The following is a 24,643-nucleotide window of genomic DNA, read 5'->3' on the forward strand; positions in this document are numbered from 1 at the left end:
CCCCTTCTATTTAATGAGTGCTAATATTTCCGCACGAGCTTTGTCATCTGTTGCCAGCGTTCCACGTACTGCCGTTGTAACTGTTTTAGCCCCTGGTTTTTTCACTCCACGCATCGTCATGCACATATGTTCAGCTTCGACAACAACCATCACTCCATGCGGTTCGAGCGTCTCCATAATGGCGTCAGCTACGGTTGCCGTAATTCGCTCTTGTAACTGCGGACGTCGCGCGACTGTTTCAACCGTTCTTGCTAGTTTGCTTAACCCTGTCACTTTGCCGCCGCGTGGAATGTATGCGACATGAGCAACACCGAAAAATGGAACGAGATGATGTTCACACATTGAATAAAACGGAATGTCTTTGACGAGGACAAGTTCTTCATGATCTTCACTAAATACCGTTTGCAAGTGTATTTTCGGATCTTCGTTTAAACCTGAAAACACTTCTGCATACATTTTTGCTACCCGCTTCGGCGTATCAAGCAAACCTTCACGATTTGGATCTTCGCCAATAGCTTCTAAAATTAAGCGGACTGCCTGTTCGATTTGTTCTACATTCATTTGTTGCATCCTCCTAGCATTCAACCTCACGTAATCCGATTCTAGCACATAAAGATGAAAAAAGGCAAAAAAGAAGAGGTAGCTCGCAACCGGCTACCTCTTTGGCTGTATGTAATTTCTTACTTTACAGCATCTTTTAACGCTTTCCCAGGTTTGAAAGCAGGAACTTTGCTTGCAGCAATTTCGATTTCTTCTCCTGTTTGTGGGTTGCGTCCTTTGCGCGCCGCACGCTCACGCACTTCGAAGTTACCAAAACCGATTAATTGCACTTTATCACCGTTTTTAAGCGCTTCTGTAATCGCGTCAAAAACCGCATCAACTGCTTTTGATGCATCTTTTTTAGAAAGACCGCTTGCTTCAGCTACCGCGTTGATTAATTCCGTTTTGTTCATGCCATTCACCTCCTCCCAAAGCGTATGTATTATACATTACTTTCAGTTGTTTACACTTTCTATTGTTTCTATACATTAACATGCCTTATATTAACTGATTCTTGCTCATAATTCAACATTTTTTCAGCAAAATCATGCAATTTGCCTATTATTCTCCAACGAGCCTAACATTTTCTGAATAAAGATTATCATATCGCTCTTTTTCACTGCAAGAAAAAATTTTCGTTTCAAAGCAAAAAAGACCCCAAATGGAGTCTTTTTATAATATAATGGCAATCAGTCCACCAGATCCTTCGTTAATGATGCGCTCTAACGTTTCTTTTAATTTATAACGGGCATTTTCAGGCATAAGTGCTAGCTTCGCTTGAATGCCTTCGCGAACAATGGAACTGAGGGAACGGCCAAAAATATCAGAGTTCCAAATAGACAGCGGGTCATCCTCAAAATCTTGCATCAAGTAACGGACGAGCTCTTCACTTTGTTTTTCTGTTCCAATGATCGGCGCAAACTCCGATTCGACATCGACTTTAATCATATGAATGGATGGTGCGACGGCTTTTAGTCGAACCCCAAAACGAGAGCCTTGGCGAATAATTTCTGGTTCATCTAAGCTCATATCAGAAAGTGATGGAGCAGCGATGCCATAACCTGTTTGCTTCACCATGCGAAGCGCATCAGCGATTTGATCGTATTCTGCTTTCGCATAAGCAAAATCTTGCATCAATTGCAATAAATGATCTTTTCCGCGAATTTCAACGCCGACAACTTCTTTTAAAATTTGGTCGTACAATTCATCCGGCGCATATAAATCAATTTCTGCAATGCCTTGCCCCATTTCAATACCAGCTAAACGCGCTTCGTCAATAAAATCATATTCGCCAAATTGTTGTACGACACGATCGACATCGCGTAATCGCTTAATATCTTTTACTGTATCGCGCACTGCATCTTGATAACTTTCACGCAACCAATGATTTTCACGCAACACCATAACCCAGTTTGGTAAATTGACGTTCACCTCTAATACTGGAAACTCATATAATGCCTCACGGAGCACTTGATATACATCTGTTTCGCGCATTCCCTCTACACTTAATGCTAACACCGGAATATCGTATTTTTCGCTTAATTGTTGCTTTAACATTTCTGTTTCTGGATGTTGCGGACGTACTGTATTAATAATCATAATAAACGGCTTACCTACTTCTTTTAATTCGTTGACGACACGTTCTTCCGCTTCGATATAATTTTCGCGCGGAATTTCTCCAATCGAACCATCTGTTGTAATGACCACACCGATCGTTGAATGCTCTTGAATGACTTTTCTTGTGCCAATTTCGGCCGCTTCCTGAAACGGAATCGGCTCTTCATACCACGGTGTGTGAATCATACGTGGTCCGTTTTCGTCTTCAAAACCTTTTGCCCCTTGCACTGTATAACCGACACAATCTACAAGACGAATGTTCACTTCAAGTCCATCGTCTACTTTCACTTTTACCGCTTGATTCGGAACAAACTTCGGCTCTGTCGTCATAATCGTTTTTCCAGCTGCACTTTGTGGCAGTTCGTCTTGTGCCCGAGCTTTATCTGCTTCGTTTTGAATATTCGGAATGACAACAAGTTCCATAAACTTTTTAATAAATGTCGATTTGCCTGTTCGAACGGCACCGACAACCCCTAAATAAATATCTCCGCCTGTTCGTTCAGCAATATCTTTAAAAAGATCGACCTTTTCCAACTGCCTTCCCTCCCTTATATTTAAAACATATGAGGACACTATATGCATATGTTGTTGTCCTATTTGTTTATGACTAAAAAAATCCCTTCTCTAAAATGTATTTGTTTAGAGAAGGGATCATGACTTATTTCACAAGAAAAATTGGCTCTTTTTTCTTTTCATCAATCGTATAAGGGAGGGAATAAGCAGGCACAAAAAGCGAATGTTTGACAAGCAAGTCGCGAATATCATCCCCATATCGATAATGATGCGTCTCTGTTTGCAGTTTCTCGTATAAATCTATACGGTAATCAATATAAATTTCTCCTTGACCGTCAATGATGAGCGGGAGATTCTTCCCTGAGTATGGACTAACGACATGGGGAGGTGCATCTAAATGAAGCTTCTTGTAATCGAGCGTAAATACACCTTTTGCCAAAACGTCTTTAAACGGTGGGTAACCATGAGCGTCTTGATACATACGAATACGTAATTTTAAATCACGAATCGCCTCTGCAGCACGTAAATCGAGCAATTTCACTGTCGGATTTGTCTCGACATCAACGAGAACATATTGATATACACCGCCGCTTTCAAACGCATTTCCTGGCGGTTCCGCCATATATCGTGGCACAAGCATGTTGAAGTCGATCGGATATTTTTGATAAATTGGCGTAGACATATCACGTGTTTTAATTGGTAGTAATCCACCTGTCGCTTGTCGATATTCATTTACTGCTTGTTGCACACGCTCAACTTGCTCTTTATACGGAATTTGGTTTTGTGCTAATCGCTCTTGGGGATACAAACATCCAGATAACATGATCGATACGACAACGACCATTGCAGAAAATAGCCACTTTTTCATCATTCATCCATCCTTTTATTCTTGCACTGGTCCGCTAAATACGACGAATACAATAATGAGACCAGCGATAATCATACTTATGTATGCAATTGTCGCTAAAACGATTTTGATGACCTTATTTTTCACTTTATATCGGCTAAAATAAATCGAAAATACAGAGACAAACATTAGTCCGATTCCTGTTAATGAAATCCACATTTTTAAAAGACCCGGCGTCATCTCTCTCCCTCACTTTCTGTTAATGACTACATAAAAAAGCTGAAGTAAAGCGGGGCTTCTTTACTTCAGACGATGACTAAACATGCACCATCCATTCAAGTCTGAGAATGTTTTCATAGCATTGTATGCAACATAAATAACAAAGCGCTCTTCACATGCCTATTTCCAAGAAAATTATAGCGAAATGTTTGCTAAATCTTCAAGTTCTGATGTTTTTCCACGCGCCATCAACGAATCTACCGCACTTTTCACATCTTTTCCGTTAAACAATACATCATAAAGTGCATTTGTAATCGGCATATCGACATTCATTTTTTTCGCTAACTGATAGGCAGCTTTTGTCGTTCGCACACCTTCGACAACCATTCCCATATTTGCTAGCACATCATCAAGCGCATATCCTTTCCCAAGCATATTTCCCGCGCGCCAGTTGCGCGAATGGACGCTTGTACATGTCACAATCAAATCACCGATTCCTGTCAATCCTGCAAACGTAAGCGGGTTGGCACCAAGTCGACTACCGAGGCGAGCCATTTCTGCAAGCCCGCGCGTCATTAATGCAGCTTTTGCATTATCCCCGTAACCGAGTCCGTCGGTAATTCCTGCTGCTAATGCAATAATGTTTTTTAATGCCCCGCCAATTTCTACTCCGATTAAATCTGGGTTTGTATATACGCGAAAATATTGGTGATTCATAAATAAATCTTGAATGCGCTCCGCTGCATCCATATTTTTCGATGATACGGTCACCGTTGTCGGATGACGTAAACTCACTTCCTCGGCGTGACTTGGACCTGATAAAACGACAACATCTTGCAACCGTTCTCCCATTTCTTCTTCAATAATTTCTGAAATACGTTTATTTGTATCTGGTTCAATACCTTTGCTAACTGAAACGACCGTAATCGGCTGTTCTTTACACGCGCGAACACGCTGTAATACATCGCGAATCGCTTTCGTTGGAACGGCTAATACGACCGTTTCAACCCCTTCAAGCGCTTTGGCAAGATCTACATAGCCAACAATCGCTTCAGGAAGATGAATATTCGGCAAATATTTTTCATTCGTATGTTTTTCGTTAATTTCATCGATTTGTTCTTGACGCTGTCCCCAAAGTCGAACGTCGTGTCCATTATCAGCAAGAACGATCGCCAAAGCTGTACCCCAACTACCTGCACCTAATACTGCAACCATCTGATCACCCCTTTAATTTCGCGGACGTGCAATGATTTTAATCGGCGTTCCTTCAAATCCGAACGTATCGCGAATCCGATTTTCCAAAAAGCGCTCGTACGAAAAATGCATTAATTCCGGATCGTTCACAAATACAACAAACGTCGGTGGTTTCACTGCTACTTGTGTCATGTAATAAATTTTTAATCGTTGACCGTTATGTGTCGGTGTCGGATTCATTGCAATGGCATCCATTAACACTTCATTCAATACGTTCGTTTGGACGCGCATCGCGTGATTTTCGCTGACCATTTGAATAACTGGTAGCAACTTGTGCAATCGCTGTTTCGTTTTTGCAGAAACGAATACAATTGGAGCATAATCAAGAAATTGAAAATGATCACGAATTTTTTTCTCAAACTCATTCATCGTCTTTTCATCTTTTTCGATCGCATCCCATTTGTTTACAACGATAACGACACCACGGCCGGCTTCATGTGCATATCCAGCGATTTTCTTATCTTGTTCAATAATGCCTTCTTCTGCGTTAATGACGACAAGCACAACATCAGAACGCTCAATCGCTTTTAGCGCTCGTAGTACACTATATTTTTCGGTACTTTCATACACTTTTCCTCTTTTGCGCATTCCTGCTGTATCAATAATGACATATTCTTGTCCGTCTCGCTTAAACGTTGTGTCAATTGCATCGCGTGTCGTTCCTGCTATATCGCTAACAATGACCCGTTCTTCTCCTAAAATCGCGTTAACAAGGGATGATTTCCCAACATTCGGGCGACCGATTAAACAAAACTTAATGACATCCGCATCGTATTCTTTCGTTTCACGTTTAGGAAAATGTGCAACGACTGCATCTAACAAATCTCCGATTCCTAATCCATGCGTACCAGAGATCGGAATCGGCTCTCCGAATCCGAGCGTATAAAAATCGTAAATGTTTTCACGCATATCTGGATTGTCAATTTTGTTTACAGCTAAGACAACTGGTTTATTAGAACGGTATAAAATTTTCGCTACTTCTTCGTCCGCTGCTGTGACACCGTCACGACCATTCGTCATAAAAATAATGACGTCCGCCTCATCAATTGCAATTTCAGCTTGTTGACGAATTTGCGTTAATAAAGGTTCATCACCAATGTCAATTCCACCGGTATCAATAATGTTAAACGTTGTGTTTAACCATTCTGCGCTACTATAAATCCGGTCACGTGTCACTCCCGGCACATCTTCTACAATCGAAATACGTTCCCCAACAATACGATTAAAAATCGTCGATTTCCCGACATTTGGGCGACCAACGATCGCTACAACTGGTTTCGACATATTCTCACACTCCTTCACTAAAATTCGAAACCCGAACAAAAAAGAAGCCCTTCCACTGAAGGGGCTAGCTTTCCCATTTTATCAAAAAAATCAATGTTTCACAATAATGAGCAAATCGTCGCTTAATGCGTGAGCAATGCCATCTAAAATCGCCTCTAAATTGGCTGCAATGCGTTGCATTTCTTCATCATTTTCACAAACGAACGTCATCCCGCCAGCCACTTTATGCGGTGACGTCGTAATGACAGCTAAAATCATTTTTTCTACAGTCATCTTAACACCTTCCCTGCCTGATTCGTTTCGGATTTCGTTGGCATACGAATCGCATTTTCTAACGTCGGTACGTTACGAATGATCGCTTTAGCTTTTTCCACATCTTTTTCTTGCGGTAAAATGAAAATGCCAACTCGACCATCATCCAAATCGCGCTTAGCAAGTGGCACAAGCGCTGGTGTGCCGGAATCGCGATACACACCTAATGCCGTTGAAATATCATGTAAAATCGCTTGGCGTTGCCCGAGATTTGCGATAGTTGAGCGAGCGTTAAAGTTTTTCGGTTTTAAAATAAATCCCATGCCATATCGTAAAATTTCTTCGCGCCGTGCTTCTAAACCGATATTCATAATATAAATATTGTCCACATACAATCCGGCTCCTTTAAAATGCGGCTTCACGTACTCCACTTCGACAATGTCACCGAGTCGGCTACCAGACATTAGTTTGCGTGCAACGATAAATGAAATGACAGCCCCAACAAGCCCCAGCCATACGTTCCAAACTAGATAGGCGAACGTGCTTAAAAATGACGCAAAAATAACTAAATAGTTTCTCCCTTCAAAAACGATCGCAATTCCTTCAATATACGTCTTACCACGCGGGACGAGCTCATATTGATCAAGCTCATTTAACGTATTTCGTTCCATGTTGCGCACGTCGCGAAATTGAGAGGCAGCTAATGCTAAAAATGTGATGGCTGCAAACTCTTTTTCCATAATGGCTGGCACCGCAATCGTTCCAAGCCCAGCTGCAATAAACCCTAAAGCAATATGAATAATTTTCCCGTGTAAATACGTCGGATATTGACGATAGTCTGTTTTTAATAAATACAGTCTCGTTAATACACCAATGGTTACGCCAAATAAAATCGGATACGTATATTCGTTCACGTCTTAACCTCCTTTGCCCGCTTTTGAAATCGTCCATCAACATACATTGGTAATTGCTCAATCCATTTCCATAAAAATAAACATGCTGTTGCTAACGCCCAGCCATCCAAAAAAGAAAGGGAACCGATCAAATAAGGAAAAGAAAATTGCTTTAACACAAATGCATATAAGAAATCACCTTGACAACATCCGACCGTCAACACAAGTAAGCGATCATAAAATGAGCGATATAAGGCAAACGATGCAAACAAAAGTGCGAAAGCTAACAACCATGTCGCTTCAATAAACACCCAAACCGGATCGAACAATAATAAAAAATGAAATGCGGCATACAACATGGTCAAACTTGCGCTTGCGAATGCAAAATAAATAAATGATCTCCCTGTTTTTTTCATGACAAAAGAGTAACTAACGATCAACATCAAGATGTATGCAAGCGACATGTGGAACGAATAAATAGTTACATCATACGCAGACAACGTAATTAGTAATAAAATATATACGCAAATAAGCAGGCGGACACGATTTTTTGGGGCAAAAAATGTGTAAACAATCCATAAAAACCAGGAAACCCAATAAAAATAACCTCCTTCCACCGTCACACCTCCACTTTCCATTATGTCTTATTTTTAAAAATTTAATCTTTGCATGTAAAAAAAGAGAACGGACAAAATAAAAAACGAGGAGGGATATAGATGGGGAAAGATCGCCAAGAGAAGAAGTTAAAGCAATCACATCGCGTTGAATCGGATCGTGATCCAGCGAAAAATTTTAAAGGCAGCACAAAAATAGAAAAATAACGATCTACACAAAAAGGTGCCCCGGCTTTTTTCGGGACACCTTTTTTATGAGCGCTGACTATAACGCGTCGTGTCGACGCCGCGTTCGCGCAACCAATGATGCGTTTTTCCCGTAATAACGAGAGGCGCTTTTTGTAAGTCTGCAATCGTTTCTGTACCAAGTGCGGTCATGATGAGCGTTAAGTCTTCATGCAGGCGATGAATTTCTGCCATTAACGCCTCTACGCCTTGCTCGATTAACATACGCAACATATAACCCGCCATGCCTACCGCAGAAGCACCGAGCGCAATACATTTGGCCACATCGAGTGCATGTTGTACTCCTCCGCTCCCAATAATGCTTATACGTTGAATTTCGGACGCCACTTCCGCAATCGATGCTGTCGTCGTTATTCCCCATTCATTAAAATACGAAAGTTGATTTTCACGCCGTTTATTTTCAATTTGTGCAAAATTTGTTCCTCCGAAGCCTCCGACGTCAACGGCACATACACCTACATTTTCTAACTTTCGTGCCGTCTCTTTGCTCATTCCAAACCCGACTTCTTTGACGATCACAGGCACATCGACAGCAGAGGCAATTTGTTCAATGCGTGAAAGCGCCCCACAAAAATTACGATCTCCTTCCGGCATGACTAACTCTTGAACGACGTTTAAATGAATTTGAAGTGCGTTCGCCTCGATCATATCAACGGCACGTTTTGCTTCGTCAACCGTTGCTTCGCTGCCTAAGTTAGCGAACACAATGCCATGTGTATTGACTTTTCGAATAATTGTAAACGACTGTCGCTCTCGTTCATCTTTTAAGGCAGCCATTTGTGAGCCAACCGCCATAGCTATACCACACTGCTTAGCGATATAGGCGAGCTGCTCGTTGATTTTGACAGTTTCGTCGCCTCCGCCACCTGTCATCGCATTAATGAAAATCGGCGAACGTAATGAAAGTTCGCCGATGTTTGTTTGCAGATCGATATGAGCAGTGGATATATTCGGCAAGCTATTATGCACAAATGTAATATCTTCAAATCCGTGCAAGCGACGTTGTCCTGTTGCAAGGGCGTATTCAATATGTTGTAATTTTCGTTTTGCACGTTCCACTGCGATCACCATTTTATTTTAATTTTTTTAACTGCTCTCCAATCACTTCACCAATTTGAAATCCTGTCGTCGTTTCTGTTGAAGTTGTATATTCACGATAGTCTTCTTGCACATCATCTTCGAGCAACTCACGAATGCTTAACGATAAGCGTTTCTCTTGTTCGCTTACGGCAAGCACTTTTACTTTTACGACATCGCCTTCTTTTAACACTTCATGCGGCGTGCCAATATGTTTCGTTGAAATTTGAGAAATATGAACAAGGCCTTCGACGCCTGGAAACACTTCGACAAACGCTCCAAATGGGGCTAAACGTTTGACTGTGCCTTCTAGTACGTCGCCTTCTTTTATTTTTTGTTCAATGCCGTCCCAAGGAGCTGGAAGCGCCGCTTTCATTGATAAAGAAACGCGTCCGTTTTCCTCATCAATCGCAAGCACTTTCACTTTTACAACATCGCCTTCTTTTACGACGTCTGATGGATGATCTACACGTGTATGAGCAAGTTGAGAAATATGTACAAGACCATCAATGTCGCCAATATTGACAAACACGCCGAAGTTGGCCGTACGTACCACCGTTCCTTCAAGCACTTGACCGACTTGAAGCGACTGTAATACGGCTTTCTTTTTCGATGATTCTTCTTCTTCTACAACCGCCCGATGTGATAAAACAACCCGATTTTTTTCACGGTCAAGCTCTACAACTTTCACAGTTAATGTACGTCCTTTATAGTCTGTGAAATCCTCGACAAAATCTTTTTCAACAAGCGAAGCCGGAATGAATGCACGGACGCCAACATCCGCCACAAGTCCACCTTTTACAATATCTTTTACAACCACATCAAACGTTTCACCATTTGCGTGTTTCCGCTCGAGATCTTCCCATGCTTTTTCTGCATCTGCAGCTTTTTTCGATAAAATAAGGGCTTCATCTTCTACTTTTTTCACTTGTGCAATCACTACATCTCCGACTGCAAGTACATCGCTTGCTTTCTCGATATGAAGGCTTGATAGCTCACTAATTGGGATAATACCAACTAGCTTGCTTCCCTCGACATCTACAAGCACTTGCTTGTCTTCTACTTTTGTTACTTGACCTTTCACTGTGTCTCCTACTTCATAGACACGCACATCAACTTGATTCATCTCTTCCATAGTGAATACCTCCTTACACTCCACACCTGCTCGACGACAGAAATATATGTTCAATGGGCGAACAACGATGTGCTCGTCCATTTGAAACAAAGAAAAAAATTCCTTTTTTACTAATCTGTATTAAAACATCCATTTTGTCAAGTCATAACTATTGATGTTTATGCAAAAGTTGTTGAATGTGTTCCATAATGACTGCTGTCACTTCATCAGCACTTGCTCTTCTTTCTCGCCACGGCGCAAAATCAATTGGAGCACCGTATACGACTTTTAACTTTTTCCCAACACGATAAGGACCAATAATAGCACACGGCACAACAACCGCTTCGCTACGCAACGCAAAAAATCCTGCTCCTGCCAGCCCTTTTTTCAATTTTCCATCTTTACTTCGCGTTCCTTCTGGAAATAATCCGAGTACTTTTTTTTCCTTCAATAAAGCTAAACCTGTTCTTAATGCCTCACGGTCTCCCATTCCACGACGAACGGGAAACGCATGTAAGCGGGAGACAAGTTGTTTAACAATAGGTGTGCGAAACAATTCTTCTTTTGCCATAAAATGAACTGGGCGCGGACATGTAATGCCGACGACAGGCGGATCTAAGTTGCTAATATGATTGGCACAAATAATGACAGCACCTTCTTTTGGGATATGCTCTACCCCACTTACTTCAATACGGTAAAGCGGAGTAAGCACTTGTTTTACAACTGTACGGGCAAACGTGTAAAAACTCACTACCCCTCCACCCTTTCTTGAACGATGCGCATAATACGATCGACAACCTCATCAATCGATAACGATGTCGTATCAATTTCAATTGCGTCCTCTGCTTTTTTTAATGGAGCAACCGCACGTTCAGAATCAATTTGGTCACGCCGAGCAATTTCTTCTTTTAGTTGCTCGAAATCAGACGGAATACCCCTTTTTACATTTTCTTGATGGCGCCGTTTAGCTCGCTCTTCAACAGAAGCAAGCAAAAAAATTTTCACTTCAGCATGTGGCAACACGTGTGTACCGATATCGCGGCCATCCATGACCACGCCACCATGTTGCCCTAACTCTCGCTGACGTTTGACCATTTCTTTGCGCACAGCTGGATGTTTCGCTACATACGATACGTTGTTTGTGACATCATTCGTTCGAATCGCTTCGGTCACATTTTCACCATTCGCAAACACAAGCTGTCCACTTGGCGATGGCTTTAATTCAATATATGTATCATGAAGTACATTCATTAATTGTTTTTCGTTATGAACATCTACTCCGCGCTGAAGAGCGCAATATGTTAAGGCGCGATACATCGCTCCTGTATCAATATAAACGTAAGATAATGCTTCTGCTAATCGTTTCGCGACCGTGCTCTTACCAGCAGCCGCCGGTCCGTCAATCGCGATCGAAAGTTTCTTTTCCATAATGCCTCCTGTGAATCAGTTTGTTTTCAACAAAAAAGCAGGAACGCCCCTGCTTTTTCTATTGTACCACACCGCTTATCGTTGGTCGAATGTTTCAATCGTTTTTAATACGGAATTTTTCATGACACCTTCGTAATGAACGACTTTTACAACATATGGCGCAATTGACGAATGAGAGACGACAAATTGAGCGATAAGCAAAAAAATAAATTGAATGATTGCTAGTTTCCATAACATTCGTTCCACTGTCTTCATTCGTTTCTCCCTCTCTGTCATGTTTATTTTATTATGGGAGAGAACGTATCGATTTATGCGTCAAACTGCTCTTTTTTTCTTAACTCAAGCTGTTTTTCAAAGCTGTAACGAATTAATGTGAGACGGTCGACATCGCTCACTTCTAAAAACTGCAAAGATGCTTTTACGACGTTTTCGTCAAATATACGAACAACGCGCGCAGGAAAACGTAAATAATGATAATCCCCTGAACGCATATGCAACACGAGCCAAATTTCAATTGTCATCCCGTGTTTTAACCCTGTTTCGCGATGTGGCAATACAATCGCTGCTCCCCCTGCGCTTATGTCGCTTGTCACTGTCGTAAATGGAGCAAACTCATCATTGAGAGGATGAACGGCAACGTCTACAATCGCTTCAACACGTACGAACTGACGACGTTGAATACGCAGAAGGTGTCGATCCCCTGGATATGACAAAATGAGCAACGGAATGTTTCGTTTTGTGCGACCTAACACTTCCGCTTCAAACGCATAAACGGCTTCATCCTCGCCGACAAAACTGACTTTTAGTTGCGTTCCGTCTAACAAAAAAGCTGTGCGATTTGTGCTCATATCAATTGGGTAATCAATGTAAATTTTTCCTTCCTCTATTTCAGCTACTTTACACTTATACTTCTCCATTTGTTCGCTATATTTTGGTTCAAGCGTTAACGGTACCCCAATTTTAATCAATGTGTAAATCCCCCTTGCTAAAAACATTTCCGTCTTTCCATTTGGTATATGAAAAATACACCTCATAGCATTTTCAATTTGACAATAACATGATACCATCAAAATGAAAAGAAAAGAATTGGGAACGAGGAAGAATTTATGTGGGCTATTATTTCTGCGGGCATTGCTCCCGGACTAGCGTTGCTCAGTTATTTTTATTTGAGAGACGAATACGAAACCGAACCGCTATCACTCGTTTTGCGCATGTTTTTATATGGTGCATTTTTAGTCTTTCCGCTTATGTTTATCCAGCACGTATTAAAAATTGAACATATGTTACCAAACCCTTTTGTTGAAGCGTTTTTATCAACAAGTTTATTGGAAGAGTTTTTTAAATGGTTTATATTTTACTATGCCATTTATGATCATCGGGAATTTAACGAACCGTATGATGGCATTGTTTATGGAGTAAGTGTATCACTCGGGTTCGCTACGCTTGAAAATATTTTATATTTATTTGCGAACGGGGTGGAATTTGCAGTTACTCGTGCGCTTTTACCTGTGTCAAGCCATGCATTGTTTGGTGTCATCATGGGTTTTTATTTAGGAAAAGCAAAATTTGGGTTACCTAAAAAACAAAGAAATTATGTATGGTTTTCTTTCCTTCTCCCATTTTTATTTCATGGCATATATGACTATATTTTATTAACACAAGAACGTTGGATATACTACATGCTTCCATTTATGATTTTTTTATGGTGGCTCGCTTTACGAAAAGTCAAACTTGCAAAAGGAATGACGATAGAGATCGCACGATCATCAAGCCAGGCGTAACGCTTGGCTTTTTATTATGTCATTTTGCTTTTCCTATGTATAAAAACGTCATTGTGACAAAAAATAGCGTTAAAAGGTATTGTTTACACATCAAGGGAGGAGTCACAATGCGCAAATGGTTCATTTGTTTATTTTTGATTTTTTCGTTTAGTTATACATCGCAGGCGCATGCATTTTCTAAACAAGTCATTCAACGCGGAGCTGTCGGTGATGATGTCATTGAACTACAAGCAAGATTGCAATATCTCGGCTTTTATAGAGGGAAAATTGATGGGGTATTTGGTTGGCGAACATATTGGGCGTTACGCAACTTTCAATACAAATTTAAATTGCCTGTAGACGGTTTAGCCGGAGAAACGACAAAGCAAAAATTAGTGCGGGCCTCAAAATATTACAAATCGTTTGTTCATAGCAATTTACGAAAAGGAAACACGTTTACTCATTACGGTGGCATCCCATTAAGCAAACAAGTCAAGGTACGTCAAACGAAAGCCAAAAATCAAGCAACTGCAACGAGAACAACAAATAAACAAGCAAACAAAACGGCAAGTCCTCAGCAAACAGCTGTAAAACGTGTAAAAACGGCTGCAGTAAATGTACCAAATGGCTTTTCTCAAAATGATATACAACTGATGGCGAACGCTGTGCATGGTGAAGCGCGGGGTGAACCGTATATCGGCCAAGTAGCTGTTGCAGCAGTCATTTTAAATCGTATCAATAGTCCTTCGTTTCCAAACACAGTAGCTGGCGTCATTTTTGAACCAGGAGCGTTTACAGCTGTCGCGGACGGACAAATTTGGCTCACCCCAAATGAAACGTCTCGCAAGGCGGTACTTGATGCGTTAAACGGATGGGATCCATCTAGTGGAGCGCTATATTATTTCAATCCAAACACAGCGACAAACGGATGGATTTGGAGTCGTCCGCAAATTAAACAAATTGGAAAACATATTTTTTGTAAATAGGAGGGGAGTTTTTTGCTACGAATTTTACTCATTGCCGTTCTATCGATTGGCATTGCTGGCACAGCATATTGGGGTTATCGAGAACACCAACAAAAAAATGCGATTTTGATTCATGCGGAAAACAACTATCAACGTGCATTTCACGATTTAACGTATCAAATTGACTTGCTTCACGATCAAATTGGAACAACGCTTGCGATGAACTCCCGTCAATCTTTGTCACCAGCGCTTGCGGAAGTATGGCGTCTTGCCTCGGAAGCGCACGCAACTGTTGGGCAGCTCCCTCTTTCTCTTTTACCTTTTAACAAAACAGAAGAGTTTTTGTCTAATATTGGTTCATTTAGCTACCGCGCGGCGATTCGGGATTTGGATAAACAACCGTTAAATAGTGAAGAATATAAAACATTACAACAACTATATAAAAAGTCTGCCGATATTCAACAAGAGTTGCGAAACGTGCAACATCTCGTATTAGAAAACAACTTGCGGTGGATGGATGTTGAGCTGGCACTCGCGACAAACAACCGTCCAAATGACAACACAATTATTGATGGGTTTAAAACGGTAGAAAAAAACGTTCAATCTTATAACGAAACCGATTTCGGCCCTTCGTTTACAAACGTTGAAAAGCGAACAAAAGGGTTTGAACATATTTCTGGAAAAAAGATTACGAAAGAAGAAGCAAAACAAATTGCAAAAACATTTCTTGGGCTAGAAGGAAATGAGGAAATACAAGTTGTTCATAGCGGAGAAGGAGCGAGTGATGCGTTTTATAGTGTGACGATTAAAAATCCAAAAACAAAGAGTGAGACGTATATGGATATTACCGAAAAAGGGGGATATCCGATTTGGGTTATTGAAAATCGCCCGGTTAACAAACAAAACATCAGTTTAAATGACGCAACGATACGCGGGCTTCGCTTTTTAAAACAACATAAATTTAACAACTTCGAACTGTACGAAAGTACGCAGTATGATCATGTCGCTGTGCTCACGTTCGTTACAGCACAAAACGGTGTTCGTATTTATCCTGAATCAATTAAAATGAAAATCGCACTAGATGATGGAAACATTATTGGTTTTTCCGCTCGCGACTACTTATCGTCAAAACGTGAACGAACCATTCCAAAACCAGCGATTTCGATTGAACAAGCACGCAAAAAAATGAATCCGAATGTCACCATTATGGAAGAAAGAAAAGCGATTATTATGAACAATGTAAATCAAGAAGTACTTTGCTATGAATTTTTAGGAACGCTCGGGGACGACACATACCGCATTTTCATTAATGCACAAAATGGAATCGAAGAAAAAGTAGAAAAACTTCAAAATCCTGAACCTATATATGGTGAAATATAAGGGGCTAGCAATCAGCCCCTTTTTTCTGTCGTTTCGATGATGGCGTCACGCATAATAGTGATCATCACTTCTAGTTGTTCAAATGTACTAGCTAACGGTGGCATAAAGACGATGACATCCCCGAGCGGACGTGTTAACATCCCTTTTTCTCTCATCGTTAGCGTAGTTTTATATCCCATACGTTCGGCCCATGGATACGGTTCGTGTGTCTGGCGATCACGCACAAGTTCGATGCCACACATGAGTCCAAGTTGGCGCACATCACCAACATGCTCGAGCTCAGTAAACGATGCAAGTTGTTCGGCAACAAACGCCGCCTTTTTTTCTACTTGTTCTATCAGTCGCTCACGCTCAAAAATTTCTATGTTCGCTAAAGCAGCCGCACAACCGAGCTGGTTCCCTGTATAAGAATGTCCATGGAAAAACGTTTTAAACTCTGTATAATCGCCATAAAACGCTTCATAAATCGTTTCAGTTGTCAATGTAGCAGCAATTGGCAAATAACCGCCAGTAATACCTTTTGCAACCGTCATAATATCAGGTTTCACATCTTCATGCTCAATCGCAAATCGCTTTCCTGTTCGTCCAAAGCCCGTAGCTACTTCATCGACAATCAATAAAATGTTATATTTCCGACATAATTGCTCTACTCCTTTTAAATACCCTGTTGGCATTACATGCATGCCACCTGCTCCTTGAATCATCCCTTCAACAATCATCGCTGCAATTTCTTCATGATGTTCGGCAAATATTTTTTGTAATGCCTCTAACGCTTCATCGCGCACAATGTTCGGATCGTTGCTTGGATGACGATAGACAAGCGGAAATGGGGCTTTATAGCTCGTAAACATAAGCGGTTCATATACGGTATGAAAAATGTCGATGGCTCCGACGCTAATGGCACCAACTGTGTCTCCGTGATAGCCGTTTGTCAACGTGACAAATTTTTGTTTTTTATCTTTCCCGATATTCCGCCAATATTGAAAAGCGATTTTTAGCGCAATCTCTACCGCTTCTGCTCCACTATCCGAATAAAACACGCGCGTTAAATGATTTGGCGTCCATTCGATTAATTTTTCAGCTAATGCAATAGCAGGAACATTCGCTGCACCTAAAAGCGTCGAATGAGCAATTCGTTCAAGTTGAGTCCGAATCGCATCGTCAATTTCTTTTTTTCGATGACCATGAACGTTTAACCAAAGGGATGAATATCCGTCATAATATGTTTTTCCGTTCACATCTGTCAAAAAAATACCTTCACCGCTTTCAATGACGAGTGGATGTTGCTCATAATCTTTCATTTGTGTAAATGGTAACCATAAATATGTTTTACTTTTTTCAATCCACTCGTTCATTGCCACCATTCCTTTCGCCATACAATTTCACCTCGTAAAAAGTTCGTCATATGCGGAATTTCACCAATCACTGGAATATTTGTCATCGCTTCAATCATTCGTATGTTCTCTTGTTCAATTTCATTTTTTGGTGTAGAAAAGCCGTTCATGATAATGCCAGCTATTTGTAAACCAAATGATTTTGCATATTGTACGGTTAACACCGTATGGTTAATCGTTCCGACACTCGCTCGAGCAACAATAATGATCGGAAGAGATAACAACTGAGCTAAATGAGCAACAAGAAACGATTCGTCAACGAGCGGAACGGCAATTCCTCCTGCACCTTCGACAAGTACAAAATCATGCGTTTGTTGTAGCCTTCTCATATGTAACAAAATACGATCTGGTTCTATTGTGACCCCATCAATTTTTGCAGCAAGATGTGGCGAGCAAGGAGTTTTTAGTAAATATGTACATCCATCTTCATCAGCCACATTGATCACTTTTCGATACATGTCCACATCAGGCGCAACCCATTTTCCATCTCGCCATTGCGCTCCGCTTTGCACAGGCTTATAAGCCGTTGCACGTATACGTTTATCGGTAAGAGTACGCAACATGCAAGCGGTAACAAATGTTTTTCCGACATCTGTATCTGTTCCTGTAATAAAAAAACCTTTCATTACCTTCCTCTCCCTCTCCATTTGTTAACTTTTATTTTATTATAGTTAACAATATAAAACAACAAAAAAATGCCCGAGCGTTACTCGGACACTTTTTTCTCTCTTTTTGCAATACATGTAGCAATGAAGTCCCCATGGAAACGACCATTTTCAATAAAAATTTCATTGGCATTATTTCCAGCAGCAATAACCCCGGCAATAAAAATACCTTCTACATTTGTTTCCATCGTTTCCGGGTTGTACATTGGTCGCCCTGTTTCTGCATCAATATGAACGCCCATTTTCTGTAAGAAATCGTGATCAGGATGATATCCCGTCATCGCAAAAACAAAATCGTTTTTTATTTTCTTTTCTTCACCATTTACTGTATAAATGACGGCATCTTCCGTAATTTCTTTCACATGGGCATTGAATTCCATCGTAATGACACCTTGGCGCACAAGCGAGTCAAACTCAGGTAAAATCCAAGGTTTAATGCTTGAAGAATATTGTGAACCGCGGTATAAAACGGTGACGCGCGCCCCCGCTTTTACTAGTTCTAGCGCTGCATCAACACTTGAGTTTTTTCCGCCAATGACGACACAGTCTGTATTGTAGTACGGATGGGCTTCTTTAAAGTAATGAGTCACTTTTGGCAAATGTTCGCCAGGTACATTCATATAGTTTGGATTGTCATAATACCCCGTTGCAATAATGACGTACGTTGCTTCGTACGTATCTTTACTTGTCTCCACAATAAACGTTCCATTGGCTTGTTTCGTCACGCGCTCTACTTTTTCAAACGAATGAACACGAATATTTTTCCGCGTCACAACTTCTCGGTAATAAGCGAGCGCTTGATTGCGTTTCGGCTTTCGATTTTCGGTAATAAACGGTACCCCGCCAATTTCTAAACGATCACTCGAGCTGAAAAATGTTTGATGTGTCGGGTAATGGTATATTGAATTTACAATATTACCCTTTTCTATAACAAGCGGTGAAAAGTTTGCGTTTTGCAATGCAATCGCAGCTGCTAATCCACACGGTCCTCCACCGACAATAATGACTTGTTCTTTTTTCACTTGACGCTCACTCCAATTCAAAAAATCTCCTATCATACAATGATAGGAGATTTCGTGCATTCATGCAAACATTAAATCCAACCGCGGAAACGGCACGCTTCCGCCATTTTCCGCACACCGACCATATATGCAGCCAAGCGCATATCAACGCGACGTGTTTGTGCGGTTTCATATACGTTATTAAACGCTTTTACCATCACTTTTTCAAGTTTTTCTTCTACTTCCTCTTCTGTCCAGTAATATCCTTGATTATTTTGCACCCATTCGAAGTAAGACACCGTTACCCCACCAGCGCTTGCCAGAACGTCAGGAACGATTAAAATGCCACGCTCCGTTAAAATTTCTGTCGCTTCTAATGTCGTTGGGCCGTTTGCCGCTTCGACAACGATTTTCGCTTTAATATTGTGCGCATTTTCTTCTGTAATTTGGTTTTCAATTGCAGCTGGCACTAAAATGTCGCACTCTAATTCAAGCAACTCTTTGTTCGTAATTGTATTTTTAAACAGCTTCGTCACTGTACCAAAGCTGTCGCGACGATCTAATAAGTAATCAATATCAAGACCATTCGGATCGTATAAACCGCCGTATGCATCAGAAATGCCAATGACTTTCGCTCCAGCATCATGCATAAACTTCGCCAAATAACTTCCCGCGTTACCGAATCCTTGCACAACAACACGCGCGCCTTTTAAGTCGATGCCGCGCTTTTTGGCCGCTTCACGAATACAAATTGTAACTCCTTTAGCTGTTGCCGTTTCACGACCGTGTGAACCGCCGAGTACAAGCGGTTTTCCTGTAATGAATCCCGGTGAGTTAAATTCGTCAATTCGGCTATATTCATCCATCATCCACGCCATAATTTGTGAATTTGTAAACACATCAGGCGCAGGAATATCTTTCGTTGGGCCGACAATTTGGCTAATGGCGCGAACGTAACCACGACTTAGTCGCTCTAATTCACGGAATGACATTGTACGTGGATCGCATACGATTCCACCTTTTCCACCGCCATACGGTAAATCAACAATCCCACATTTTAAACTCATCCAAATAGAAAGTGCTTTCACTTCTCGTTCTGTCACATTCGGGTGAAAGCGAATACCCCCTTTAGTTGGACCGACCGCATCGTTATGCTGTGCACGGTAGCCAGTAAACACCTTTACTGAGCCATCATCCATGCGCACCGGAATTTTCACCGTTAACATGCGCAACGGCTCTTTCAACAGCTCATACACCTCTTCAGGATATCCGAGCTTTTCAAGTGCTCTATGTATGACGATTTGCGTTGCTCGTAGGACATCATGTTTTTCTTCGTTGGTATGCTTTTCGGCTACCATTTGTAAACCTCCCATAACCTTTTGTAAAATATTGTCCGCCTTTCATGTCATAGTATACACCTTCTATGCGCATATGCAAAGAAGTTTTTATCGATTTTTTGTAATCGTTTTCAAAAAAAAAACGATCATTCACATCACAATATGAAAGCGATATAATGAACATACAATAGAAAGGGGCGAAAAAGATGAAAAAACGAATTTTATTTTGTTTTGCACATCCTGATGATGAAACGTTTACGGTTGGGGGATTGCTTGCCTCATTAGCCAAACGTGAGGATGTCGAAACGATCGTATATAGCGCGACACTTGGCGATGCAGGGAAATGCGGAAATCCGCCAGTTTGTACAAAGGAACAGCTCCCTCACGTGCGTAAAAAAGAATTAGAACAGGCAGCAGCTATTTTAGGTGTTGATCACGTTGTTACCGGTACATATCCCGATGGAAAACTACTCGAATACGAAACACAACTTGTTGATTCAATTCGTCTTATGATTGAACAATATAAACCGACCGTTGTCGTGACCTTTCCGCCACACGGTATTTCTGGACACCAGGACCACAAAGCGATTCAGCGCGCCACCTATCAAGCAGTAACATCAATGGATCATATTGTCGAACAGTTGTATTATGTAACTGTCGTTGGTCGACCTGACCGCTACGGCGATCCAATCGAAAACATTGATATCGTCTTTACGTTTACAGATGAAGAAGCAAAAAAAGTGCGCGAAGCTTTACTTGCGCACCGCACGCAACATTTATCTGTCGAGCGCGTGTTCCCAACTGTTCATCATGACTCGTTTCATAAGTTTCAAAACCGTGAATACTTTATACGTGCATGGTCCAAAGAAAGTGAGCCACCTTATCCATTTTAAAAAAATAACCTTCGCGCATGAGCGAAGGTTATTTTTGTACAAAGTATTTATATAGTTGGGCGATCGCTTCGTTGGCGATCAATTTTTTGCCGTACTCTTCGACACGATAAATCGTCAATGTGGACGGACTTCCATATTCAGCCAAAATAGCAACAAAGTCATCTGTCGGGATAACGGATTCAGCAAAATGTAAATAAAAGCGTCCTTCATAACTGTAAAGCGAGCCGCCATGACAACCGAGCGAATAAAGACGCGTTGCTAATTGAATAACATCTTCAAACGTTTGAAATTCGAAAAATATATCATCGCTTTCATCTAGCGTTACTTGCATTTCAATATAATCATCGCTAAACTCGTCTTCCTCATCTGTCATCTCACCTTCGCTCGTTACGATCACGACCATGCCCTGTGCCGGTAAAGAGTACACTTCAACAGCGACCGACCCGTTAATTTCAAAGCCGAGCTCCTCACTTGCTTCCTCAATCATATCACGAAATAGTTCATGCACTTTAAACGTGTCTTTCCATAAATCTTCTTTCGTTAAACCGCGCTCGACTAGATCATCAAATGTGAGGAATATTTTAATTTTATTGTAGTTTAAGCGTTCAAGCCGCATAAACATCCCTCCTTACCTACACAGACTTTACTGTTAGCATATGACGAACGTGTAAAAATGTTCGTCATATTACTAATGAGTTTACATCGTTTTCTCCCTTTTAGACAAGTATTTTTCATTCGATTTTAACCATTCATCCCATTGCTCTTTTGACTGTCCAAGAAGATGATCGCGATACTTATTTTTCACTGGTTCGTCCATCTCATCAAACGCCCGTCCCCCAATTCCAATACGAATATGTGGATATGTTTGTTTCAATTGATCGACAAGTTGTAGTGTCGCTCGTACATTTTGTTGTAACGTGCAAGATAAAAAGAGGTATGAGGGTTTCACTTCATGAATAACAATCGGTAAATCTTGTTGTTGAATGCTTGCCCCTAAATAAATGGTTTCATAACCTCTTCTGCGCAAATATAAAGTAAAAATAAGTAATCCAAGTTCATGCCATTCATTTGGCCCGCAAACAGAAATCGTTTTCGGAAGCAAGCGATTCACTGGAATCATAGAAAAGGCCATACCAAGTCGTGAGCGTAAAAAGGCGGAAGCGAAATGTTCATGTGCGCTCGTAATTTTTTCATTTTCCCATAAGTCCCCGATCTTTACAAGAAGTGGACTTAATATGTCAAGTGCAACTTTTTCAACCGTATATAAACTGAACGCCTCGTTTAACAATTCATGTGCTGTCCACTCTTCAAATGATAAAAGGGCTTGCAATAACCGTTCGCGAAGCGCAGTGACATGATCTTCTGCTTGTATATGCATTTCTGACGGTCGCTGTTCTAACAGCGAAATGGCTTGGCTAATTGTAAACCCTTGATTTACTTTATCAACGAGCCATTTTAATATTTGTACTTGCTCTTCTGTATATAGACGGTGCCCTGCTTCATTGCGCGGTGGGGCAATAATTTGATAACGGCGCTCCCACGCCCGCAACGTCCCGGGTTGAATCCCTAGCATGTTTGAGACCGCCTTCACATTATATTTTCCTTCTTGTGTTGACATACAAAATCCTCCATATCTCGCGTCATTCTGTCAACATTATAGCGGATGTGAAGGAAGTGTGTAAAATTTGTATAGGTTTTGCTTAACTTTTTTCATGTTTTAATTCAATGAGATGCGTCTCTGCGCGTGCACCTAAACGAAGTGGGAGCGTCGTCGTCCCATATCCGTTGCTAACAAGCAACATCGTTCCATTTATATTTTGCAAACATCCTTTCTCATATAAGCCAAACGGTCCGAGACGAATTTGTCCACCATGCGTATGTCCACTTAAGACGAGATCAATTTGATGTTGTGGCATGATTTTTTCAATAATGCGTGGATCATGACTAACGAGAATGCGAAACGTTGTATGCTCTGCATCGCTTAACGCAAGATCGAGCCGATCTCGCCTTTTATTCATATCATCAACACCGAGCAAAGCGATGCAATCACCTCGCTCACTTTCAAATGTAACCGCTGTATTATCTAATATTTTCACACCGCTTTCAAGTAGTAGTGCGTCTAACTCATGGTAATCTACTTCATAGTCATTATTTCCCCAAACAAAATAAACAGGACCGAGCTGTTTTAACAATTCAATATTTCGTTTGACACGTGAAAATGGGACCCCTTTTTCAGTTAAATCGCCGCCGATAATGACAAGATCGACTTTTCCTTTTAATGAATCAATAAACGTTTCAGATATACGTCGACGATGAATATCTGAAATAAAAAAAAGACGAAAGCGAGAAAAGCTTTCTGGAAACGTTGGAAATGATAATGAATGAAAAACTACTCGATGACGATGCGCTTCGATCCACATGTATATCATAAATGCAACAAAAGCTACGATAATATACACCATATTAACTTTCCCTCTCTTTGTATACGTTCATTGACATCATACCATATGCAAAAGAAAAGAGAAAAAAAATTATCGTTTTTTTCACATCAATCATCGACAATATAAAAAATGTGAGCAATACGCTATACGAAAGAAATTGCTCTTTTCGGTTCGTTGTTTCCTTTCGCCACGCTTGTAACGTATGCCAAGTCGCTGAGCGAATTAAGATAGCATTGGAAATAAAACCAATAAAAAAACTAACAAGCGCAAAAAATGTTTTCAGTGGATCGAAAATGATATCCGTCAAAAACACTTCCAACACGAACGGCTCTACCGTTGGCGTCCAAGCGATCATAAAATATCCACATAACAATCCAACAATAAAAAGAAACCACATGTTGCTCCCTCCCTTTTTCAACATATGAAGCGAGAGAGTTTGTGGTCACTTATTTTCATGGTAAAGCGAAATATCGTACGTTTTTTTCATCCATTCATAAAGAACGTGCCTTTTCTCCCACGCCCGCTCTTGAAGCAATTCGTTACTTTTCTGAATGAATTCACAACGGAGTGCATGGAAGTCTTGCTCCGCTTTTTCGCTTTTCTTTTTATAAAAAAAGGCGAGCCAGGCGAGCGATCCAACGAATACAGCGAACCAAAAGGTATGTTCATCATCAATGAGTGCCATCATCATTCGTTCTATGGATGGACGATGCGGAATAACGATCGTCTGATACATATATAATCCAAATAAAGCAAGTGAAAGCAAAAACAAAATGAATGATAGTTGCATTCTTTTTTTCATGTCATTCCATTCTTTTTTATGCATCATGACTCGCTTTAAAATCACTTCTGTTACTTCGTCTAATTCAATCGGAAAAATCATAACCACCCCTACCGATCATGTTTTAC

General features: G+C 40.8%; 30 protein-coding genes. 5 read left to right on the plus strand and 25 right to left on the minus strand.

Annotated features, from left to right (window positions below; genetic code table 11):
• Positions 1 to 6: 6 nt before the first annotated feature.
• The 10 genes from folE to HNQ84_RS04015 form a co-directional block, all read right to left on the minus strand.
• Entirely contained in the window at positions 7 to 570 is a 564-nt protein-coding gene (folE, locus tag HNQ84_RS03970; protein WP_035049935.1) for a GTP cyclohydrolase I FolE, read from the minus strand.
• A 110-nt stretch (positions 571 to 680) separates the two neighbouring features.
• Positions 681 to 953, minus strand: coding sequence for an HU family DNA-binding protein (locus HNQ84_RS03975; RefSeq protein WP_003394524.1), 273 nt, complete (start codon positions 951 to 953; stop codon positions 681 to 683).
• 259 nt (positions 954 to 1,212) lie between these two features.
• Positions 1,213 to 2,691, minus strand: coding sequence for a stage IV sporulation protein A (gene spoIVA / locus HNQ84_RS03980; RefSeq protein WP_435621251.1), 1,479 nt, complete (start codon positions 2,689 to 2,691; stop codon positions 1,213 to 1,215).
• A gap of 124 nt (positions 2,692 to 2,815) precedes the next feature.
• Complete coding sequence (locus tag HNQ84_RS03985) at positions 2,816 to 3,538, minus strand: YphF family lipoprotein (RefSeq protein ID WP_435621252.1); 723 nt, start codon at positions 3,536 to 3,538, stop codon at positions 2,816 to 2,818.
• 15 nt (positions 3,539 to 3,553) lie between these two features.
• The gene (locus HNQ84_RS03990; protein ID WP_183243074.1) at positions 3,554 to 3,757 is read right to left on the minus strand and encodes a DUF2768 domain-containing protein; all 204 of its coding nucleotides are present in this window, start codon (positions 3,755 to 3,757) and stop codon (positions 3,554 to 3,556) included.
• A 174-nt stretch (positions 3,758 to 3,931) separates the two neighbouring features.
• Positions 3,932 to 4,951, minus strand: coding sequence for an NAD(P)H-dependent glycerol-3-phosphate dehydrogenase (locus tag HNQ84_RS03995; protein ID WP_435621253.1), 1,020 nt, complete (start codon positions 4,949 to 4,951; stop codon positions 3,932 to 3,934).
• Between the two features lie 12 nt (positions 4,952 to 4,963).
• Positions 4,964 to 6,274 carry a ribosome biogenesis GTPase Der gene (gene der, locus HNQ84_RS04000; protein ID WP_004889820.1) on the minus strand — a complete coding sequence of 437 codons (1,311 nt, stop codon included), beginning with the start codon at positions 6,272 to 6,274 and terminating at the stop codon, positions 4,964 to 4,966.
• 90 nt (positions 6,275 to 6,364) lie between these two features.
• Positions 6,365 to 6,547, minus strand: coding sequence for a capping complex subunit for YIEGIA (locus HNQ84_RS04005; RefSeq protein WP_032099896.1), 183 nt, complete (start codon positions 6,545 to 6,547; stop codon positions 6,365 to 6,367).
• Positions 6,544 to 7,440, minus strand: coding sequence for a YIEGIA family protein (locus HNQ84_RS04010; protein WP_435621254.1), 897 nt, complete (start codon positions 7,438 to 7,440; stop codon positions 6,544 to 6,546). The genes HNQ84_RS04005 and HNQ84_RS04010 overlap by 4 nt, the downstream gene beginning before the upstream one ends.
• Entirely contained in the window at positions 7,437 to 8,036 is a 600-nt protein-coding gene (locus tag HNQ84_RS04015; RefSeq protein ID WP_435621255.1) for a YphA family membrane protein, read from the minus strand. Before HNQ84_RS04015 ends, HNQ84_RS04010 begins: the two co-directional genes overlap by 4 nt.
• 99 nt (positions 8,037 to 8,135) lie before the next feature.
• Here HNQ84_RS04015 and HNQ84_RS04020 point away from each other — a divergent pair, with 99 nt between their 5' ends.
• Positions 8,136 to 8,240, plus strand: a complete 105-nt coding sequence (locus HNQ84_RS04020; RefSeq protein ID WP_080730242.1) for a YpzI family protein — start codon at positions 8,136 to 8,138, stop codon at positions 8,238 to 8,240.
• A 45-nt stretch (positions 8,241 to 8,285) separates the two neighbouring features.
• Here the strand turns inward: HNQ84_RS04020 and fni are convergent, their stop codons facing one another.
• The 6 genes from fni to HNQ84_RS04050 form a co-directional block, all read right to left on the minus strand.
• Positions 8,286 to 9,350 (minus strand): type 2 isopentenyl-diphosphate Delta-isomerase, encoded by a 1,065-nt coding sequence (fni, locus tag HNQ84_RS04025; protein WP_435621256.1) that lies wholly within the window; start codon positions 9,348 to 9,350, stop codon positions 8,286 to 8,288.
• Position 9,351: 1 nt separating this feature from the next.
• Positions 9,352 to 10,491 (minus strand): 30S ribosomal protein S1, encoded by a 1,140-nt coding sequence (gene rpsA, locus HNQ84_RS04030; RefSeq protein WP_435621257.1) that lies wholly within the window; start codon positions 10,489 to 10,491, stop codon positions 9,352 to 9,354.
• Positions 10,492 to 10,639: 148 nt separating this feature from the next.
• Positions 10,640 to 11,221: a 1-acyl-sn-glycerol-3-phosphate acyltransferase gene (locus HNQ84_RS04035; RefSeq protein WP_183243057.1), complete on the minus strand. Its 582-nt coding sequence runs from the start codon at positions 11,219 to 11,221 to the stop codon at positions 10,640 to 10,642.
• Complete coding sequence (gene cmk, locus HNQ84_RS04040; RefSeq protein ID WP_183246600.1) at positions 11,221 to 11,898, minus strand: (d)CMP kinase; 678 nt, start codon at positions 11,896 to 11,898, stop codon at positions 11,221 to 11,223. The genes HNQ84_RS04035 and cmk overlap by 1 nt, the downstream gene beginning before the upstream one ends.
• A gap of 75 nt (positions 11,899 to 11,973) precedes the next feature.
• Positions 11,974 to 12,153, minus strand: coding sequence for a YpfB family protein (locus HNQ84_RS04045; protein WP_183246598.1), 180 nt, complete (start codon positions 12,151 to 12,153; stop codon positions 11,974 to 11,976).
• A gap of 53 nt (positions 12,154 to 12,206) precedes the next feature.
• Positions 12,207 to 12,866: a flagellar brake protein gene (locus HNQ84_RS04050; protein ID WP_183246596.1), complete on the minus strand. Its 660-nt coding sequence runs from the start codon at positions 12,864 to 12,866 to the stop codon at positions 12,207 to 12,209.
• Between the two features lie 138 nt (positions 12,867 to 13,004).
• Here HNQ84_RS04050 and prsW point away from each other — a divergent pair, with 138 nt between their 5' ends.
• The 3 genes from prsW (at position 13,005) to ypeB (ending at position 16,003) form a co-directional block, all read left to right on the plus strand.
• Positions 13,005 to 13,679 carry a glutamic-type intramembrane protease PrsW gene (prsW, locus tag HNQ84_RS04055; RefSeq protein ID WP_183246594.1) on the plus strand — a complete coding sequence of 225 codons (675 nt, stop codon included), beginning with the start codon at positions 13,005 to 13,007 and terminating at the stop codon, positions 13,677 to 13,679.
• A gap of 107 nt (positions 13,680 to 13,786) precedes the next feature.
• The gene (sleB, locus tag HNQ84_RS04060; protein WP_425486230.1) at positions 13,787 to 14,644 is read left to right on the plus strand and encodes a spore cortex-lytic enzyme; all 858 of its coding nucleotides are present in this window, start codon (positions 13,787 to 13,789) and stop codon (positions 14,642 to 14,644) included.
• A 12-nt stretch (positions 14,645 to 14,656) separates the two neighbouring features.
• Positions 14,657 to 16,003 (plus strand): germination protein YpeB, encoded by a 1,347-nt coding sequence (ypeB, locus tag HNQ84_RS04065; protein ID WP_183246592.1) that lies wholly within the window; start codon positions 14,657 to 14,659, stop codon positions 16,001 to 16,003.
• A gap of 11 nt (positions 16,004 to 16,014) precedes the next feature.
• Here ypeB and bioA read toward each other — a convergent pair whose 3' ends face one another.
• The 4 genes from bioA to HNQ84_RS04085 form a co-directional block, all read right to left on the minus strand.
• Positions 16,015 to 17,379 (minus strand): adenosylmethionine--8-amino-7-oxononanoate transaminase, encoded by a 1,365-nt coding sequence (bioA, locus tag HNQ84_RS04070; RefSeq protein WP_183246590.1) that lies wholly within the window; start codon positions 17,377 to 17,379, stop codon positions 16,015 to 16,017.
• Positions 17,355 to 18,023, minus strand: coding sequence for a dethiobiotin synthase (gene bioD / locus HNQ84_RS04075; RefSeq protein ID WP_183246588.1), 669 nt, complete (start codon positions 18,021 to 18,023; stop codon positions 17,355 to 17,357). Before bioD ends, bioA begins: the two co-directional genes overlap by 25 nt.
• A gap of 80 nt (positions 18,024 to 18,103) precedes the next feature.
• Positions 18,104 to 19,084 carry a YpdA family putative bacillithiol disulfide reductase gene (locus HNQ84_RS04080; RefSeq protein WP_435621258.1) on the minus strand — a complete coding sequence of 327 codons (981 nt, stop codon included), beginning with the start codon at positions 19,082 to 19,084 and terminating at the stop codon, positions 18,104 to 18,106.
• Positions 19,085 to 19,155: 71 nt separating this feature from the next.
• Entirely contained in the window at positions 19,156 to 20,421 is a 1,266-nt protein-coding gene (locus HNQ84_RS04085; RefSeq protein WP_035046061.1) for a Glu/Leu/Phe/Val family dehydrogenase, read from the minus strand.
• Between the two features lie 185 nt (positions 20,422 to 20,606).
• On the opposite strand from HNQ84_RS04085, the gene HNQ84_RS04090 reads away from it, so the two are divergent.
• The gene (locus tag HNQ84_RS04090) at positions 20,607 to 21,293 is read left to right on the plus strand and encodes a PIG-L deacetylase family protein (protein WP_183243038.1); all 687 of its coding nucleotides are present in this window, start codon (positions 20,607 to 20,609) and stop codon (positions 21,291 to 21,293) included.
• Positions 21,294 to 21,321: 28 nt separating this feature from the next.
• Here HNQ84_RS04090 and HNQ84_RS04095 read toward each other — a convergent pair whose 3' ends face one another.
• The 5 genes from HNQ84_RS04095 to HNQ84_RS04115 all read right to left on the minus strand — a co-directional run bounded on the left by HNQ84_RS04095 (position 21,322) and on the right by HNQ84_RS04115 (position 24,617).
• Positions 21,322 to 21,909 carry a genetic competence negative regulator gene (locus HNQ84_RS04095; protein WP_032099910.1) on the minus strand — a complete coding sequence of 196 codons (588 nt, stop codon included), beginning with the start codon at positions 21,907 to 21,909 and terminating at the stop codon, positions 21,322 to 21,324.
• A gap of 81 nt (positions 21,910 to 21,990) precedes the next feature.
• Entirely contained in the window at positions 21,991 to 22,911 is a 921-nt protein-coding gene (locus HNQ84_RS04100; protein ID WP_183246582.1) for a MerR family transcriptional regulator, read from the minus strand.
• A gap of 82 nt (positions 22,912 to 22,993) precedes the next feature.
• Positions 22,994 to 23,755 (minus strand): metallophosphoesterase, encoded by a 762-nt coding sequence (locus HNQ84_RS04105; RefSeq protein WP_183246580.1) that lies wholly within the window; start codon positions 23,753 to 23,755, stop codon positions 22,994 to 22,996.
• A gap of 1 nt (position 23,756) precedes the next feature.
• Positions 23,757 to 24,131 carry a hypothetical protein gene (locus HNQ84_RS04110; RefSeq protein ID WP_183243032.1) on the minus strand — a complete coding sequence of 125 codons (375 nt, stop codon included), beginning with the start codon at positions 24,129 to 24,131 and terminating at the stop codon, positions 23,757 to 23,759.
• Between the two features lie 45 nt (positions 24,132 to 24,176).
• A complete protein-coding gene (locus tag HNQ84_RS04115) occupies positions 24,177 to 24,617 on the minus strand; it encodes a DUF2663 family protein (RefSeq protein ID WP_183246576.1) in 441 nt (146 codons plus the stop codon).
• Positions 24,618 to 24,643 lie beyond the last annotated feature (26 nt).

Source organism: Anoxybacillus eryuanensis, from assembly GCF_051200995.1.
In the GTDB taxonomy this organism is placed as follows: domain Bacteria; phylum Bacillota; class Bacilli; order Bacillales; family Anoxybacillaceae; genus Anoxybacillus; species Anoxybacillus tengchongensis.

What these genes read in the sequence shown, in the direction of transcription:
- folE (WP_035049935.1), bottom strand. Translation starts at nt 570, where the DNA reads ATGCAACAAATGAATGTAGAACAAATCGAACAGGCAGTCCGCTTAATT.
- HNQ84_RS03975 (WP_003394524.1), bottom strand. Translation starts at nt 953, where the DNA reads ATGAACAAAACGGAATTAATCAACGCGGTAGCTGAAGCAAGCGGTCTT.
- HNQ84_RS03985 (WP_435621252.1), bottom strand. Translation starts at nt 3,538, where the DNA reads ATGAAAAAGTGGCTATTTTCTGCAATGGTCGTTGTCGTATCGATCATG.
- HNQ84_RS03990 (WP_183243074.1), bottom strand. Translation starts at nt 3,757, where the DNA reads ATGACGCCGGGTCTTTTAAAAATGTGGATTTCATTAACAGGAATCGGA.
- HNQ84_RS03995 (WP_435621253.1), bottom strand. Translation starts at nt 4,951, where the DNA reads ATGGTTGCAGTATTAGGTGCAGGTAGTTGGGGTACAGCTTTGGCGATC.
- der (WP_004889820.1), bottom strand. Translation starts at nt 6,274, where the DNA reads ATGTCGAAACCAGTTGTAGCGATCGTTGGTCGCCCAAATGTCGGGAAA.
- HNQ84_RS04005 (WP_032099896.1), bottom strand. Translation starts at nt 6,547, where the DNA reads ATGACTGTAGAAAAAATGATTTTAGCTGTCATTACGACGTCACCGCAT.
- HNQ84_RS04020 (WP_080730242.1), top strand. Translation starts at nt 8,136, where the DNA reads ATGGGGAAAGATCGCCAAGAGAAGAAGTTAAAGCAATCACATCGCGTT.
- fni (WP_435621256.1), bottom strand. Translation starts at nt 9,350, where the DNA reads ATGGTGATCGCAGTGGAACGTGCAAAACGAAAATTACAACATATTGAA.
- rpsA (WP_435621257.1), bottom strand. Translation starts at nt 10,491, where the DNA reads ATGGAAGAGATGAATCAAGTTGATGTGCGTGTCTATGAAGTAGGAGAC.
- cmk (WP_183246600.1), bottom strand. Translation starts at nt 11,898, where the DNA reads ATGGAAAAGAAACTTTCGATCGCGATTGACGGACCGGCGGCTGCTGGT.
- HNQ84_RS04045 (WP_183246598.1), bottom strand. Translation starts at nt 12,153, where the DNA reads ATGAAGACAGTGGAACGAATGTTATGGAAACTAGCAATCATTCAATTT.
- prsW (WP_183246594.1), top strand. Translation starts at nt 13,005, where the DNA reads ATGTGGGCTATTATTTCTGCGGGCATTGCTCCCGGACTAGCGTTGCTC.
- sleB (WP_425486230.1), top strand. Translation starts at nt 13,787, where the DNA reads ATGCGCAAATGGTTCATTTGTTTATTTTTGATTTTTTCGTTTAGTTAT.
- bioA (WP_183246590.1), bottom strand. Translation starts at nt 17,379, where the DNA reads ATGGCGAAAGGAATGGTGGCAATGAACGAGTGGATTGAAAAAAGTAAA.
- bioD (WP_183246588.1), bottom strand. Translation starts at nt 18,023, where the DNA reads ATGAAAGGTTTTTTTATTACAGGAACAGATACAGATGTCGGAAAAACA.
- HNQ84_RS04085 (WP_035046061.1), bottom strand. Translation starts at nt 20,421, where the DNA reads ATGGTAGCCGAAAAGCATACCAACGAAGAAAAACATGATGTCCTACGA.
- HNQ84_RS04090 (WP_183243038.1), top strand. Translation starts at nt 20,607, where the DNA reads ATGAAAAAACGAATTTTATTTTGTTTTGCACATCCTGATGATGAAACG.
- HNQ84_RS04095 (WP_032099910.1), bottom strand. Translation starts at nt 21,909, where the DNA reads ATGCGGCTTGAACGCTTAAACTACAATAAAATTAAAATATTCCTCACA.
- HNQ84_RS04100 (WP_183246582.1), bottom strand. Translation starts at nt 22,911, where the DNA reads ATGTCAACACAAGAAGGAAAATATAATGTGAAGGCGGTCTCAAACATG.
- HNQ84_RS04105 (WP_183246580.1), bottom strand. Translation starts at nt 23,755, where the DNA reads ATGGTGTATATTATCGTAGCTTTTGTTGCATTTATGATATACATGTGG.
- HNQ84_RS04110 (WP_183243032.1), bottom strand. Translation starts at nt 24,131, where the DNA reads ATGTGGTTTCTTTTTATTGTTGGATTGTTATGTGGATATTTTATGATC.
- HNQ84_RS04115 (WP_183246576.1), bottom strand. Translation starts at nt 24,617, where the DNA reads ATGATTTTTCCGATTGAATTAGACGAAGTAACAGAAGTGATTTTAAAG.